This is a genomic window from Streptomyces sp. NBC_01410, assembly GCF_045040195.1.
Classification (GTDB): Bacteria; Actinomycetota; Actinomycetes; order Streptomycetales; family Streptomycetaceae; genus Streptomyces.
This window is the reverse complement of record NZ_CP109530.1, coordinates 1,279,009-1,292,730: the sequence shown is the minus strand read 5'-3', so window position 1 is coordinate 1,292,730 and position 13,722 is coordinate 1,279,009. Positions and strand designations below refer to the sequence as shown.

The 13,722-nt window shown below is 71.1% G+C and carries 11 protein-coding genes and 1 pseudogene; 5 read left to right on the top strand and 7 right to left on the bottom strand.

Going from position 1 to position 13,722, the window contains the following annotated elements; translation table 11 throughout:
• Nucleotides 1-60: 60 nt before the first annotated feature.
• Genes OG741_RS05930 through OG741_RS05920 form a run of 3 tightly spaced genes read left to right on the top strand, consistent with a single transcriptional unit; the run spans nt 61 to nt 3,673 of the window.
• Nucleotides 61-348 carry an SHOCT domain-containing protein gene (locus OG741_RS05930; RefSeq protein WP_405595766.1) on the top strand — a complete coding sequence of 96 codons (288 nt, stop codon included), beginning with the start codon at nt 61-63 and terminating at the stop codon, nt 346-348.
• Entirely contained in the window at nt 345-1,106 is a 762-nt protein-coding gene (locus OG741_RS05925; RefSeq protein WP_405595765.1) for an ABC transporter ATP-binding protein, read from the top strand. The genes OG741_RS05930 and OG741_RS05925 overlap by 4 nt, the downstream gene beginning before the upstream one ends.
• Nucleotides 1,103-3,673 carry an ABC transporter permease gene (locus OG741_RS05920; protein ID WP_405595764.1) on the top strand — a complete coding sequence of 857 codons (2,571 nt, stop codon included), beginning with the start codon at nt 1,103-1,105 and terminating at the stop codon, nt 3,671-3,673. The genes OG741_RS05925 and OG741_RS05920 overlap by 4 nt, the downstream gene beginning before the upstream one ends.
• A gap of 65 nt (nt 3,674-3,738) precedes the next feature.
• Here OG741_RS05920 and OG741_RS05915 read toward each other — a convergent pair whose 3' ends face one another.
• Entirely contained in the window at nt 3,739-4,254 is a 516-nt protein-coding gene (locus tag OG741_RS05915) for an ATP-binding protein (protein ID WP_405595763.1), read from the bottom strand.
• A 178-nt stretch (nt 4,255-4,432) separates the two neighbouring features.
• A complete protein-coding gene (locus OG741_RS05910; RefSeq protein WP_266488005.1) occupies nt 4,433-4,756 on the bottom strand; it encodes a hypothetical protein in 324 nt (107 codons plus the stop codon).
• 199 nt (nt 4,757-4,955) lie between these two features.
• On the opposite strand from OG741_RS05910, the gene OG741_RS05905 reads away from it, so the two are divergent.
• Nucleotides 4,956-6,089, top strand: coding sequence for a PLP-dependent cysteine synthase family protein (locus OG741_RS05905; protein WP_405595762.1), 1,134 nt, complete (start codon nt 4,956-4,958; stop codon nt 6,087-6,089).
• A gap of 4 nt (nt 6,090-6,093) precedes the next feature.
• Here OG741_RS05905 and OG741_RS05900 read toward each other — a convergent pair whose 3' ends face one another.
• From OG741_RS05900 to OG741_RS05890, 3 genes are all read right to left on the bottom strand, one after another.
• Nucleotides 6,094-6,573: an SRPBCC family protein gene (locus OG741_RS05900; protein ID WP_405595761.1), complete on the bottom strand. Its 480-nt coding sequence runs from the start codon at nt 6,571-6,573 to the stop codon at nt 6,094-6,096.
• Nucleotides 6,574-6,647: 74 nt separating this feature from the next.
• The gene (locus OG741_RS05895; RefSeq protein WP_405595760.1) at nt 6,648-7,097 is read right to left on the bottom strand and encodes an SRPBCC family protein; all 450 of its coding nucleotides are present in this window, start codon (nt 7,095-7,097) and stop codon (nt 6,648-6,650) included.
• A 6-nt stretch (nt 7,098-7,103) separates the two neighbouring features.
• Nucleotides 7,104-7,997 carry a DeoR/GlpR family DNA-binding transcription regulator gene (locus OG741_RS05890; RefSeq protein ID WP_405605416.1) on the bottom strand — a complete coding sequence of 298 codons (894 nt, stop codon included), beginning with the start codon at nt 7,995-7,997 and terminating at the stop codon, nt 7,104-7,106.
• Between the two features lie 226 nt (nt 7,998-8,223).
• Here OG741_RS05890 and OG741_RS05885 point away from each other — a divergent pair, with 226 nt between their 5' ends.
• Nucleotides 8,224-10,587: a hypothetical protein gene (locus OG741_RS05885; protein ID WP_405595759.1), complete on the top strand. Its 2,364-nt coding sequence runs from the start codon at nt 8,224-8,226 to the stop codon at nt 10,585-10,587.
• Here OG741_RS05885 and OG741_RS05880 read toward each other — a convergent pair.
• Nucleotides 10,557-12,950, bottom strand: a complete 2,394-nt coding sequence (locus OG741_RS05880; RefSeq protein WP_405595758.1) for a right-handed parallel beta-helix repeat-containing protein — start codon at nt 12,948-12,950, stop codon at nt 10,557-10,559. The two genes, OG741_RS05885 and OG741_RS05880, sit on opposite strands and share 31 nt — an antisense overlap.
• Before the next feature lie 125 nt (nt 12,951-13,075).
• A pseudogene (locus OG741_RS05875) lies at nt 13,076-13,683 on the bottom strand (hypothetical protein).
• Nucleotides 13,684-13,722: the final 39 nt, after the last annotated feature.

Here is a 13,722-nt window from a genome sequence, read left to right as displayed (position 1 = left end):
GGAGCCTCGAAGGCGACAACGAACCACGTACCACCATCGCCACCGAGGAGCTGAACCGAGATGAACACCCTGGCGTACGACGGGCCCGGCCCGTGGATTCTGTTCTTCCCGCTGATCTGGGCGGCCGTCGTCGTCTCCGTCGTCACCGTCCTGCGCCGCACCGGCATCTGGCGCGGCCGCCGCGGCCCGTGGCAGGGCCCCCGATCGACGTACGGCGAGAACTCGCCGATCGCGATCATCGGACGCCGTTTCGCCGCCGGTGAGATCGACGAGGACGAATACTGGCGCCGACTGTCGGTCCTGGACGAGCAGTTCGGCCGCACGGCGGGCAAGGACGGCGCGGCATGACCACCACCGCCACCCTGACCCGGATCGCCGCCCGCGTCGTCGACGCCGTCAAGGTCTACGGCAAGGGCGACACCGAAGTGAGGGCCCTGGACGGGGTGAGCGTCGACTTCCCGGTCGGCCGCTTCACCGCCATCATGGGGCCCTCGGGCTCGGGCAAGTCGACTCTGATGCACTGCGCCGCCGGGCTCGACACGCTCACCTCGGGCTCCGCCCTCATCGGCGACACCGATCTGAGCGCGCTCGACGACCGCAGGCTCACCCTGCTGCGGCGCGAGCGCATCGGCTTCGTCTTCCAGGCCTTCAATCTCATCCCCACACTCACCGTCGCCGAGAACATCACGCTCCCCATGGATCTGGCGGGGGAGCGGGCCGACGGTGAGTGGCTCGACGCCCTCATCGACGCCGTCGGACTGCGCGACCGGCTGCACCACCGGCCGAGCGAACTCTCCGGCGGACAGCAGCAGCGCGTTGCCGTGGCCCGCGCATTCGCCGGCCGGCCCGACGTGGTCTTCGCCGACGAGCCCACCGGCAATCTCGACTCCCGCTCGGGTGAAGAGGTGCTGCGGCTGCTGGGCCGGGCCGTGCGTCAGACGGACCGTACGGTCGTCATGGTCACCCATGACCCGGTCGCCGCGGCCCACGCCGACGAGGTCGTCTTCCTCGCCGACGGACGGCTCGTCGACCGGATGGAGGCCCCGACCGCCGAGCGCGTCCTGGACCGTCTCAAGGCCTTCGACGCCAAGGGGACGAAGACATGAGCGGCAGCCGCGCCTCGCTGCGCATCAGCCTCAACTCCCTGCGCGCCCACAAACGGCGCTTCGCCGGCACCTTCACCGCCGTACTGCTCGGCGTGGCCTTTCTCGCGGGCACGCTCATCATGGGCGACACGCTCCGCGGCAGCTTCGACACCATGTTCGCCAGCGCCAACGGCGGCACCGACGCCGTCGTCCGCAGCTCCAACGTCGTCACGGTCTCCGGCGAGGGCCAGGGCACCCGGCAGCCCGTAGGGACCGACCTCGTGTCGAGGATCGAGAAGACGCCGGGTGTCGCCGCCGCCGTGCCCAGCATCCAGGGCGCGGGACAGCTCGTCGGAGCGGGCGGCAAGCCCGTCGGCGGACAGGGCCCGCCGACGCTCGCAGGCAACTGGATCGCGGACCCGGAGCTCAACCCGTACCAGCTCGCCGAGGGACGGGTCCCCGCCAGGAGCGGCGAGGTCGTGGTCAACCGCGGCACCGCCGACAGGGGCGGGCTGGAGATCGGCGACCGTACCGTGCTGCGCACCCCCGACCCGGTGCAGGTCACCATCGTCGGACTGGTGACCTTCGGCGGCGAGGACGGCATGGCCCAGGTCACCTTCACCGCAATGACCCTCGCCGACGCCGAGAAGTACCTCACCCCCAAGCCCGGTCAGGCCGCGTCCATCCAGGTGCGGGCCGGACCCGGCACCAGTCAGCAGGAGCTCGTGGACGCGCTGACGCCCGTACTGCCCCAGGGAGTCGAGGCGGTCACCGGCCAGGAGGTGACGGAAGAGAACCAGGACATGATCTCGGGTCAGTTCCTGAGTCTGTTCACGACCCTGCTGCTGGTGTTCTCCGGCATCGTGCTGCTGGTCGCGACGTTCTCCATCTACAACACCTTCGCGATCGTCATCGCCCAGCGCACCCGCGAGAACGCGCTGCTGCGCGCGCTCGGCGCGTCGAGGCGACAGGTCGTCGGCTCGACGCTCGTCGAGGCGGCCGTCGTCGCGCTGGCCGCGTCCGCCGTGGGTCTGCTCGGTGGCATCGGGATCGCCGCGGGACTGCGGGCGCTGTTCCCCGTCATCGGTTTCCCCTTCCCGGAGGGCAGCCTGGTCATCAGCGGTCTCTCGCTGCTGCTGCCGCTCGCCGTCGGCGTGATCGTGGGTCTCGGCTCCGCGCTGATGCCCGCTCTGCGCGCCGGGCGGACCGCTCCGCTCGCCGCGCTGCGCGAGACGGCCGTGGACCAGTCGGCGGCTTCCCGGAAGCGTGCGTACATCGGAACGGGCGTCGCCCTGGCCGGTATCGGCATCATCCTGTTCGGCGTCCTGGCCTCACCGTCCATCTGGCTCGCGGCTGCGGGGGCTGTGCTGGCACTGGCGGCCTTCGTGGTGCTCGGCCCGGTCGCGTCCTCGTATGCGGTACGGATCCTCGGCGGGCCGCTCGACCGGCTGCGCGGCGTGTCCGGCAGCCTGGCAAAGCGCAACGCCCTGCGCAGCCCCAAACGGACCGCGGCCACCGCGACCGCGCTGATGATCGGTGTCGCCGTCGTCTCCCTGTTCACCGTCTTCGGCGCCTCGCTGAAGGCGACCATGGACCAGACGGTCTCCCGGTCCTTTGCCGGTGATGTGGCCGTCAGCGTGCCCGCCTTCGGCGCGGGCGGCAGCGGGCTCAGCCCGAAGCTGGCTCCCGCCATCGCCGCGCAGCCCGAGGTGGAGACCGCGGTCGGCCTGGGCAAGGGCGCCGCGGAGGTCGACGGCGCGGGACGCCTGCTGACTGTCACCGACCCGGTGGCGCTGGGCAGGTCCTTCGACCTCGGCACCGTGCAGGGCTCGCTCGACGGCCTCGGCACTGCCGGAATGGCCGTCGCGGACACCGAGGCCGACAAGAAGGGCTGGAAGCCCGGCTCCACCGCCGAACTCGCCTTCACCGACGGTCAGAAGCAGACCTTCACCGTCCGCGCCGTCTTCGAGCAGTCGGAGCTGGCGGGCGACTACGTCATCACCCGCGAGGCCTGGGCCCCGCACCGGGGCCAGGACTCCGACACGCTGATCGCCGTCACTTTCAAGGACGGCGTGTCCACCGCGGACGGCGCGGCGGCGGTCGAGAAGACAGCGGCCGCGTACGGCAACCCCGAGGTGCAGACCCGTGACGAGTACGCGCAGAGTGCGGCCGGAGCCATCGACATGATGCTCACCCTGGTCTACGCCCTGCTCGCGCTCGCCGTCGTGATCGCGCTGCTAGGCATCGCCAACACGCTCACCCTCGCGATTCACGAACGCACCAGGGAACTGGGACTGTTGCGGGCGGTCGGACAGACCAGGAGGCAGCTGCGCGCGATGGTGCGCTACGAGTCGGTGCTGGTCGCCGCCTTCGGCACGGCAGGCGGACTGGCGCTGGGCGGGCTGCTCGGCTGGGTGCTCGTCAAGGCGTCCGAGGGCGCTGGCGACACCGCCTTCGCGTTCGCCGTACCACCGCTTCAGCTCCTGGTGGTCGCGCTGGTCGGCCTGGTGGCCGGGGCGGTCGCGGGCTGGCGGCCGGCGCGGCGGGCGGCACGCCTGGACGTGCTGCGCGCCATCGCCACGGAGTAGACGGAGTAGTCCGAGTGGTGTTCCCGAACGCCGGACGGGCCCCGAGCCCGTCCGGCGCCTTCTGCTCACCCGGCGACGGTCGACCGCACTGTGGCGCGTTTGCGCGCACCGTCCTGCGTTTCGGCGAACGGGCCGTCAGGCGTCGCTCCGTACACCATCGGGTACGCCGGCAGAGCCACCGCGGGCGACGGCGCCGAGAGCGTGAACCACACGATCTTGCCCGTGTCGCCCTTGGGCCGTACGCCCCAGCTCTCGCTCACCGCCGCTATCAGCGCGAGCCCGCGGCCGGAGGTGTCCAGCGCATCGGAGTCGCGCACGGTCGGAAGGCGCGGATCGTGGTCATGGACCGAGACCGTGAGCCGGTCGAGCAGCAACTCGATCTCGACAGTGCACACTTTGTCGGGCTGGGCATGGCGGTGGACATTGGTCAGCAGTTCGGTGACGCCCAGCGCTGCCTGGTCGATCAAGGGATCGAGATGCCAGTAGCGCAGTTGCGCCGAGATGATTCTGCGGACCTGACCGATCCGCGACGGCAGGGCCTGGAGCTCCACCGTGCAGTGCCTGCTTGGCTGGCTGATCACGGCTGCGACTCCCCGAATGAGGTCCGGAAGACGAAGGATCGGATCCAGCAGTTGGCTGGCTGCTGATGTGTCCGGCGGGCTGGATCACAGCGTGACCGCCGGTAAACCCTGAGTGACGTGATACAAGCGTGAACCAGTGCAGACGGTTCCGCAACTCACCGCACTCGGGTGGTTACTCTCAGCTCCTGGTGCCGCCTGCGCCGCGCACGGCCTCCAGGAAGCGCCCGGCCAGCGCCCGGCCCTCCGGCCTGCGGCTGCGCTGCCCCATCGTGAGCCGGTACCTCTTGCCGTTGAGCGTCGCGACCGTGCTCGCGTCATCGGCGAACCAGGGCTTACCGGCCCTGACCGCGCGCACCGGCGCGCTCTCGATCACCCGGCCGTAGCTGGTGAGCAGCGCCAGCCTGCCGTCCTTTATCAGCACTTGTCCGGCCCTTGTCAATGATCGCGGCCACCGCTCGATCCGCACGCCCGTAGCACTGAATTCGGGCTCTGCCATCGCCATCGAGTCTCCGCCCCCTTCGCACGTTTCCTGCTGGCAAGTCTGCACAACTCGGGGCGAGTTCACCAGTACGTGCGGAAAGGCAGGGGCGGCTCCTGGCCTGCAAGTGACTCCTATGGATCCCCAAAGTGAACGTTTGTGCAGGTGAGGGGCTTACTGTGACGAGTGGGGACCGGAGTCGACAAGGCGAGGTACGGCACGCATGAGTACGAGTGGGAAGTCTGTGACGGACGGGGCGATGGTGACCGTCGATGTGGACCGCAGCGATCCGCATTACCGGGCATGGCTGAAGGAAGCGGTCCGCAAGGTCCAGGCCGACGCGAACCGCTCCGCTGACACGCATCTGCTGCGTTTCCCGCTGCCAGAGGAGTGGAGAATCGACCTCTACCTCAAGGACGAGTCCACCCATCCGACCGGCAGCCTCAAGCACCGCCTCGCGCGCTCGCTGTTCCTCTACGGCCTGTGCAATGGCTGGATCCGGCCGGGCAAACCGGTCATCGAGGCGTCCAGCGGCTCGACCGCGGTCTCCGAGGCCTATTTCGCCAAGCTGATCGGTGTCCCCTTCATCGCCGTGATGCCGCGCACGACCAGCCCCGAGAAAATCCGGCTGATCGAATTCCACGGCGGGCAGTGCCACTTCGTGGACGACTCGCGCAAGATGTACGAGGAGTCCGCGTCCCTCGCGGAGCGCACCGGCGGCCACTACATGGACCAGTTCACCTACGCGGAGCGGGCCACCGACTGGCGCGGCAACAACAACATCGCCGAATCGATCTACCAGCAGCTGCGCCTGGAGCGCTATCCCGAGCCGGCGTGGATCGTGGCGACGGCAGGCACCGGCGGTACCTCGGCGACCATCGCCCGCTATGTGCACTACATGCAGCACGACACCCGGGTCTGTGTCCCCGACCCGGAGAACTCCTGTTTCTTCGAGGGCTGGACCCATGGCGACCCGGGCGCCAGCAATGACTGCGGCTCCCGTATCGAGGGCATCGGGCGGCCGCGCATGGAGCCCAGCTTCGTGCCCGGCGCCATCGACCGGATGATGAAGGTGCCGGACGCGGCGAGTGTCGCCGCCGTACGGGCCCTGGAGAAGGCAATCGGCCGCAAGGCGGGCGGCTCCACCGGCACCGGACTGTGGAGCTCGCTGAAGATCATCGCCGAGATGGTGGCCGACGGGCGCCGAGGCAGTGTGGTCACGCTGCTCTGCGACCCGGGTGACCGCTACCTCGACAAGTACTACTCCGATGCCTGGCTGGACGAACAGGGCCTGGACATCGCCCCGTACACGGCGACGATCGAGCAGTTCCTTGCCACGGGGGAGTGGCCCCGCTGATCTCTCACCGCGCGGCGCGGGCGAGTTTCCGGTCGAGGTTGCGGACCGCGCCCCGGAAGGACGAGGCGAGTCCCGCCCGGCTCAGCTTCAGTACGCCGCGCATCGGCGCGGGGGCGTCCACCGCGAACGTCCACCGCACCAGGGTGCCGGACGTGCCGGGCGTGAGCCGCCACTCCTCCAACAGGGCACGCAGACCAGGGGCGTTGGTACGGTCCACGCGGTACGCATAGCGTTCGCCGGGGTCGGTGGCGAGGATCGTCTCGGCGAAGAAGATCCCGCCCCTGAGCCTGACCTCGCGGCCCGCGCCCCCGTGTGTCGGAGTGGCGGAGGCGACCGCGTCGAACCAGGTGGGCAGGCCCGCGACATCCTCGGCGAGCGCCTCGTACACCGCCTTCGGCGCGGCCGACACCTCGGCCGAGAAGACCAGGCGCAGGGGGGCGGACTTGACGAAGTCGAGTTCCACGGGGCTCAGTCGGCGTGCCATGGGACCGTACCTCCGGCGGGGAGAGGGGTGGGGTCGCACCATAGCTGACAGATCGTCAATTGTCGGCAGATGCTTCAGACATGAGACGAGGGTCTCCGCAGGAGTCCGTCCAGTGCGCGGCCGAACACCAGCCGCCCCGCCCGGGCGACCAGCGGATCAAGCAGCCGGGGCAGGAAGCGGATACGCAGCTCCTCCACCCAGACCACCACGGCGCCGGCACCCTCCGGAAGCACCTCGATCTCGGCCCAGCCCGTGATGACGGAGCCACGCTTCTCCAGACGGCAGCGCCCCGGCCTGCCGCCTGCGGGCGGCTCCCAGCGGACGACCTCCATCGGATCGTCGAAGCCGGCGCGGCCCACTCCGGAGCGTGCGACGAAGCGGGTGCCCACCCGGGTCGGCGGCGGCGTCACGACCCGGACGGCCGTCAGCGGCACCTGGGCCGCGTGCCCGCGCCAGTCGGTGACGCGCGACCAGACCTCGTCGGCCGGCAGCGCGACGGCCCGCGTGAGCCGGAAGGTGCCCACCCGGCGTCAGCCGTCCTGTCCGCCGGCGCTCTCAGGACCGGCTGAACTCTCAGGGCCGCCGGAACTCCCGCCGGACGTCTCGTGACCGCCCGCCACCACCAGACCCGGCAGATGCTCGGCGATCTCCTCGCGCGCCTCCTCGGACAGCCCCGAGTCCGTCACCAGCGTGTCGACCTCGGCCAGCGCGGCGAAGGAACTCAGGCCCACCGTCCCCCACTTGGTGTGGTCGGCGACCACGACGACCCGCCGAGCCGCCTGGACGAAACGGCGGTTCGTCTCCGCCTCCGCCAGATTCGGCGTGGACAGCCCGGCCTCGACCGAGATCCCGTGCACGCCGAGAAAGAGCACATCGAAGTGGAGGGAACGGATCGCCTGGTCGGCGACCGGGCCCACAAGTGAGTCGGATGGCGTACGCACGCCTCCGGTGAGGACCACCGTGGCCGCGCCGGGCCGCTGGCCGCCCGCGGCGCCCGCGCGCTGCGCCGCGTGGAACACGTCCGCGACCCGCACCGAGTTGGTGACCACCGTCAGATCGGGCACGTCGAGAAGGTGGTGCGCCAGGGCATAGGTCGTGGTGCCGCCGGACAGCGCGATCGCGCTGCCGGGCACCGCCATCCGGGCCGCCGCCCGCGCGATGTCCTCCTTGGCGCTCAGCTCCAGCGCCGACTTGGCCTCGAACCCGGGCTCGTGCGTACTCGCCTCGACCACCGGCACCGCGCCGCCGTGGACCTTCTCGATGACCCCCTGCCGGGCCAGAGCGTCCAGATCCCGGCGCACTGTCATGTCGGAGACATTGAGTTTGCGGGTGAGCTCGTTGACCCGCACCCCGCCGCGCCTGCGCACCTCGTCGAGGATCAGGGCGCGCCGCTGCTCCGCGAGCAGGTTCTGGTTGTCGGTCACTGCCGGGGCCGGTCCTTCCGTCTCGTCGTACACCGGGTGTCGTACACCGCCTGTGGCCAAGGCTGCTCATCCTCGCACGGCCGGTACCGCCGGGGCTCGGGGAGATTCCGTAAGTGCCGTGCGGTGAACTGCCATGATCCGGGATGGTGGTCATGACCCACCGCGCGGCCGCGCACTGATCGATCCTCCCATCGAGAGCCTTATATCGAGAGAGCGAGTCACAGAAGTGTCCTCTGCCACTCCGGTCCCGCCGAACGGAGGGCCCGCGCTGGAACTGCTGGTCCACGGCGTCGGCGGAGCCACCCCGCAGGACATGCTCGGCGACCCCCGGACGATCCGGATCTCCGGTGACGAGAAAGCCGCCGTGTTCCGGCGCACCGACGACGAGAAGGCGGAGAGCCACCCCGAACGGTACGAGGACCGGCCCGTCCCCGAGGCGTACTGCTGGTCCAACCTCACCTCCGGCAACAGCGCACGTGCCCTGTGGCTGCTGCTGCTCCCCTTCATGGTGGCCAACCTCGCGCACTGGATGCGCCCGCGCGCGAAGGGCCGCAGGACCACGACACGGCTGTACGGCGTGCTTGTGCGCCTCGTCGCCCTCAGCCTCACCGTGCTGCTGACGGCCGCCGCCTGCGAGGTCGCGCTCGATCTGCTGGCCTGGCAGTGCGCCGGCTCTGCAGCATGCACTCGGGAAAGGTCCTGGCTGGGATTCGTGTCCGCCGCTCAGGGCGGCTGGTGGTCACAGCCCGGCAGGCGCCTCGCGCTCGCCGCGGTCGTACCGGCCGCGCTGGTCGGACTGCTCTGGTATCTCTCCAACCGCACCTGGAGCGCGTACGAATCCCAGCGGCCGCCGACCGGCGAGGACATGGGCGAGGAGGAGGGCCTGCAGGAGATCGAGGAGGACGCCGCCGGGCCGAAGGACCCCGTCGTCCGGCCCGCGCTCGGCCGCCCGGGCTTCTGGTACGGCCGCCGGCTCGTCGCCAGGCTGCGCGCCGCGCACACCGCCGCGGGCTTCCTCACCGTCGCAGCCGCCGTCGGGGGAGCCGCCGCACGCCACGACCGGCGCGGCGACGACGCGCTGCTCAAGGCCTGCGGATGGCTGCTGGAAGCGGCCCTCGTCATCGGGCTGCTCGGCGTGCTGTGGGTCGTGGTGCGCAGGGGGCGCAGCGAGAAGAAGTTCGATGTCCGCATCGACCGCGCCGCAGTGCGCCGGCTGCCGGGTGCCGCACTCGCGGTGTTAGCCCTGTCGCTGCTGTACGCCTCCTGGTCGCGGCCCGGCTGGGCCTCCACCGCCACCCTCCCCGGCGATGTCACCTTCCGCGTCATCGCCCTCGCCCAGGGGGCGCTGGTCATCGTCCTGGGCGTCGTCGCCTGGATCCTGCACCGCCGCGCGCGTCATGCGCGCACCGCTCTGTACGGACTGGGCGGGCCGGCTGTCGCGATGCTTGCCTGCGCCCTCGGCGGGGTGATGACCGGAGGTGTCGCCCAGCGCGTCGCCGACTGGCTGGACGGCCCCGGGACGCCCGGCATGGACGGCGAAGGCTCCATTCCGGGGCCGCCCGTGCTGCTCAGCTGGCAGGCCTCGGTCATCCCCGTCCTGCTGATCGTCCTGTTCGTCCCGGGCGTCGTCCTGGCCGTACGCACCTGGCGGAGAGCCCGCGGTCTCGGGAGAGGAGTGGAGGCGGAGTACGAGGTCGGCCGTCCCGACGAGGGCCGCACCCGGCGCATCGCGGGCACCCGCGCGCGGGCCGCCCTCACCGACGCGGCACCCTGGATCGTCGGCATCGTCTCCGGCGCCACCCTGCTCCTCGGCGCGGGCGCGGTCGCCGGCGCGTGGGTGAGCGGCGACGTGCCCGGCGAGGCCTTCGGCGACGGCTTCGCCCAGTCCGTTGCCGAGGCCGCGCAGTCCGCCGGTTCCTGGCTGATCGGCTTCGGCTTCATACTGTTCGTCACCTGGGGCCGCCGCGCCTACCGTGACGCCTCCGCCCGGCGCACCATCGGCATCCTGTGGGACGTCGGCACCTTCTGGCCGCGCGCCGCCCACCCCTTCGCGCCGCCCTGTTACGCGGAGCGCGCCGTCCCCGACCTGACCTGGCGGATGTGCACCTGGACCGCACGTACCGGCGGGCGTCTCGTCATCTCCGGCCACTCCCAGGGCAGCGTGCTGGCGGCAGCCGCCGTCTGGCAGCTGCCCGCGGCCACCCGGCGCCGGGTGGCGCTGCTGACGTACGGATCACCGCTGGAGCGCCTGTACGGCCGGTGGTTCCCCGCCTATTTCGGGCCCGTCGCCCTCGCCGAGCTGAGCGGCCAGGTGAGCACCTGGCGCAATCTGTGGCGGCTCACCGACCCCATCGGCGGGCCCGTCCTGGTCCCCGCCGACGGCGCGCGCCCCGGAGTCGACTGCGAGGCGTTCAAGGACCCGCTGGTGTACGGGCGTTCGAACCTGCATCCCCTGCCCGAGCCGATCCTCGGGCACTCCGAGTACCAGGCCGACCCGGAGTTCGGAAAGGAACGGCGCGAGCTGCTCGACCGGCTCACGCCCGTCGTTCCCCGTCAGACTCAGGGCAGTTCGGGCAGATCGTCCGGGTAGAGCAGGGTCAGGTCGTCGGTGTTCACCTCGGTGAGCTCGGCGACCCGGCTCGCGTGCCGCTCCACCATCGACTCGAAGGTCTGGCGGGCGGTGCGGCCGTTGCCGAATGCGGGCCCCTTGGGCAGCGCGGTGAAGTACTTCAGCAGTGCTTCACCCGTGCCCGTGCCCAGCCGGTACTCATGGTCCTCGGCCTGCTGCTCCACGATCCGCAGCAGTTCTTCGGGCACGTAGTCGTGGAAGGTGATGGTCCGTGAGAACCGGGATGCCACACCGGGGTTGACGGACAGGAACCGCTCCATCTCTGCGGTGTACCCGGCGACGATCACCACCACCGCCTCGCGGTGGTCCTCCATCAGCTTCACCAGCGTGTCGATGGCCTCCTTGCCGAAGTCCCGCCCGGAGTCCTCCGGGGAGAGGGCATAGGCCTCGTCGATGAAGAGCACACCGCCGCGCGCCCGGTCGAACGCCTCCTGCGTACGGATCGCGGTCGAGCCGATGTGCTCGCCGACCAGGTCGACGCGGGAGACCTCGACGAGATGGCCGCGCTCGAGCACTCCGAGCGAGGCCAGGATCTCGCCGTACAACCGCGCCACGGTCGTCTTGCCGGTGCCGGGGGAGCCGGTGAAGACCAGATGGCGGCGGACGGACGCGGCCTTCAGGCCCGCCTCCTGACGGCGCCTGCCGACCTCGATCATGTTGGTGAGCGTGCGGACTTCGCGCTTGACGCTCTCCAGACCCACGAGCGCGTCCAGTTCGCCGAGCACGGCACCCGAGGCCCGTACGGGCTCGGCGGGCACGGCTTCGGGGGCGGGCTGCCCGGGGACCGCGGTGAGCAGCCCGGGGGACTGGGTCGCGGTCAGCACGGCCGTCGCCGGCTCGGCCGCGGTCCGTACGCCGCTCTCGTCGCTCGTGCAGTCCTCGGCGACCACACCGTCGGAATCGGCGAACTCGTAACCGCCGCGCGCACAGCGCTCGGTGCGGCAGCGGCTCAGCGTCGTACGGCAGCCGTCCATCACATGGAAGCCGTAGCCGCCGCTGCCGGTGACCCGGCAGCCGCGGAAGGTGCCGCGGCCCTCCGCCGAGACATAGAAACCGGCCTCGGCGGGCGAGGTGACCGTGCAGCGCTCGATCACCGGATCCGCGCCCTTGGTGACGATCACGCCGGTCTGCGCCGCGTCGATGGTGCAGCCGTTGAGGGTGCCGCCGCTGCCGTGGTCGCGGAACCAGGCGCCGGTGGAGGCCTCTCTGATCCGGCAGTCGTCGAGCTGCGCGGTCGCGCCGTCGCTCACCGACACGGCCGTGTTGCGGATCTGGGAGAGATCGCTGTCGACGACATCGACGCGCGAGCCGCGATCGAGGACGAACAGCGCGTCCGGGACGTCGTGGACACGGCACGAGTCGAGGACGGCACTCGCGCCGTCGCTGACCCAGACGGCCGGATAGTCGCCCGTACTGTCGTGGATCTCGCACTGGTTGGCATCCACCCGCGTGCCCGGATCCCACACCGACAGGCCGTTGCGCCCGAAGCGGCGCACCGTGGAGCGGGTGAGCGTGAGCACCGACCGGGAGCGCAGATCGATCGCGTTCTCCGGAATGTCGTGAATATCACAGTCGGAGAGCGTGAGCACGGAATCCGTGTCGAGGGTGATGCCGTCCGCCGACGTGCGGTGCACGGTGGAGTCCGTCAGATGGGCCGAGGCACGCGAGGCGATCTGGACGCCGGTGCCCTTGATCTCGTACACCTCGCAGCCGATCGCCTCCAGACCGCTGCCCTCGCCCGTCACGCTCAGGCCGGCGCCCGAAGCATGATGCACCCGGCAGCGCTCGAAACGCGGATGCGCGCCGCCCCGCACGGAGATGCCCGACTGGCCGGCCGCGACGACCTCGCACTCCTCGAACACCCCGCCCGCACCGTCCAGAACGCCGATGCCGACGCCCCCCGGATTGTCGACGGTGCAGCGGCGGACGGTGGGCCTGGCCGCGCCACGCACCTCGAGACCGGCCGCGGAACGGGTCACGATCCGCAGATCGATCAGCTCGGGTGTGCCGTCCTCGACGAGCAGCGCGGGGGCCGCCGAGTCCTGCCCCTCCACATGGAGGTCCTGGACGGTGGCCGAGGCACGCACGGTCAGCGCGACCCCGTCGGCGGGCGCGATGCGCACCGAACCGACCGCGCCCTCGGAGCCGCGCAGGGTCACCGCCCGCTGGACGACAAGGTTTTCGCGGTACGTCCCCGGCGCGACGGTGAGAATGTCGCCGTCACCCGCGGCCTCCAGGGCTGCGGCCAGTGAGGGGTACTCGCCCGTGCGGCGCCGCCACCGCGATGTGCCGGTGTGCGTCACCTGGACCGTGCCCTGTGCCATCGTGCTGCTCTGCCCCCACCTCGTGAAACTGCTCTGCCGCGCCTCCGAGGGGACGCCCCCTCACCCCCGAGGGGTCGCACCACCGTAGCGCGCGCGACGAGCGGGAGTTGACGAGATGTGACCGGTCAGCTGCCCGCGCCGGTGCGGCCCCAGTCGGGGCCCGCCGCGGCCCAGGCCCGGTCCAGGCACGCGTGTCTGCGTCGTATCAGCCGCCACATGACCAGCCGTCTGGCACCTTCGACGAGCCCCGCGGCGCTCAGGGCGGCTGCGATGCCCGCGAGAACGGCGTGCACCCGCGCGGTCGCCGCGTCCATCGGACGACTGACGATCCGGCCCGTACGGTCGGTCCAGATGGTGAAGGTGTCGCCGGCTCGCGCGCTGCGCAGCACGGTGGAGACCGTGCCGGTGTGCCGACTGCCGTCCACCGCCGTCCACTTCGCCACGACGCGCCGGCGCTGCTCACGGGCCGCCGCACCTTCGGGGTCGTACGCCGCGGGCCTGGGCTCCTCGGCCGGTCTCAGCACCGTCGCGGTGACCGGATGACGCTGCTGTCGCTGGATCCGCACCGATGTCGCAGCGAGTCGTCGGTCAGACTGCCGCAGAGCCAGCCGACGGCCGGAGCGGCGGTGACGAGAAGGACGGCGGCGACGAGCGCCAGCCATGCCTCGAAGATATCGGTCGCACGGCGCAGGGGATTGCGGCGCCAGCGCCAGACTCCTGCGGCTGTTCGCACGGTCCTGCACCCCCTTCCGCATCCGTCATAGCCCGGTAC

What these genes read in the sequence shown, in the direction of transcription:
- OG741_RS05930 (WP_405595766.1), top strand. Translation starts at nt 61, where the DNA reads ATGAACACCCTGGCGTACGACGGGCCCGGCCCGTGGATTCTGTTCTTC.
- OG741_RS05925 (WP_405595765.1), top strand. Translation starts at nt 345, where the DNA reads ATGACCACCACCGCCACCCTGACCCGGATCGCCGCCCGCGTCGTCGAC.
- OG741_RS05920 (WP_405595764.1), top strand. Translation starts at nt 1,103, where the DNA reads ATGAGCGGCAGCCGCGCCTCGCTGCGCATCAGCCTCAACTCCCTGCGC.
- OG741_RS05910 (WP_266488005.1), bottom strand. Translation starts at nt 4,756, where the DNA reads ATGGCGATGGCAGAGCCCGAATTCAGTGCTACGGGCGTGCGGATCGAG.
- OG741_RS05905 (WP_405595762.1), top strand. Translation starts at nt 4,956, where the DNA reads ATGAGTACGAGTGGGAAGTCTGTGACGGACGGGGCGATGGTGACCGTC.
- OG741_RS05900 (WP_405595761.1), bottom strand. Translation starts at nt 6,573, where the DNA reads ATGGCACGCCGACTGAGCCCCGTGGAACTCGACTTCGTCAAGTCCGCC.
- OG741_RS05880 (WP_405595758.1), bottom strand. Translation starts at nt 12,950, where the DNA reads ATGGCACAGGGCACGGTCCAGGTGACGCACACCGGCACATCGCGGTGG.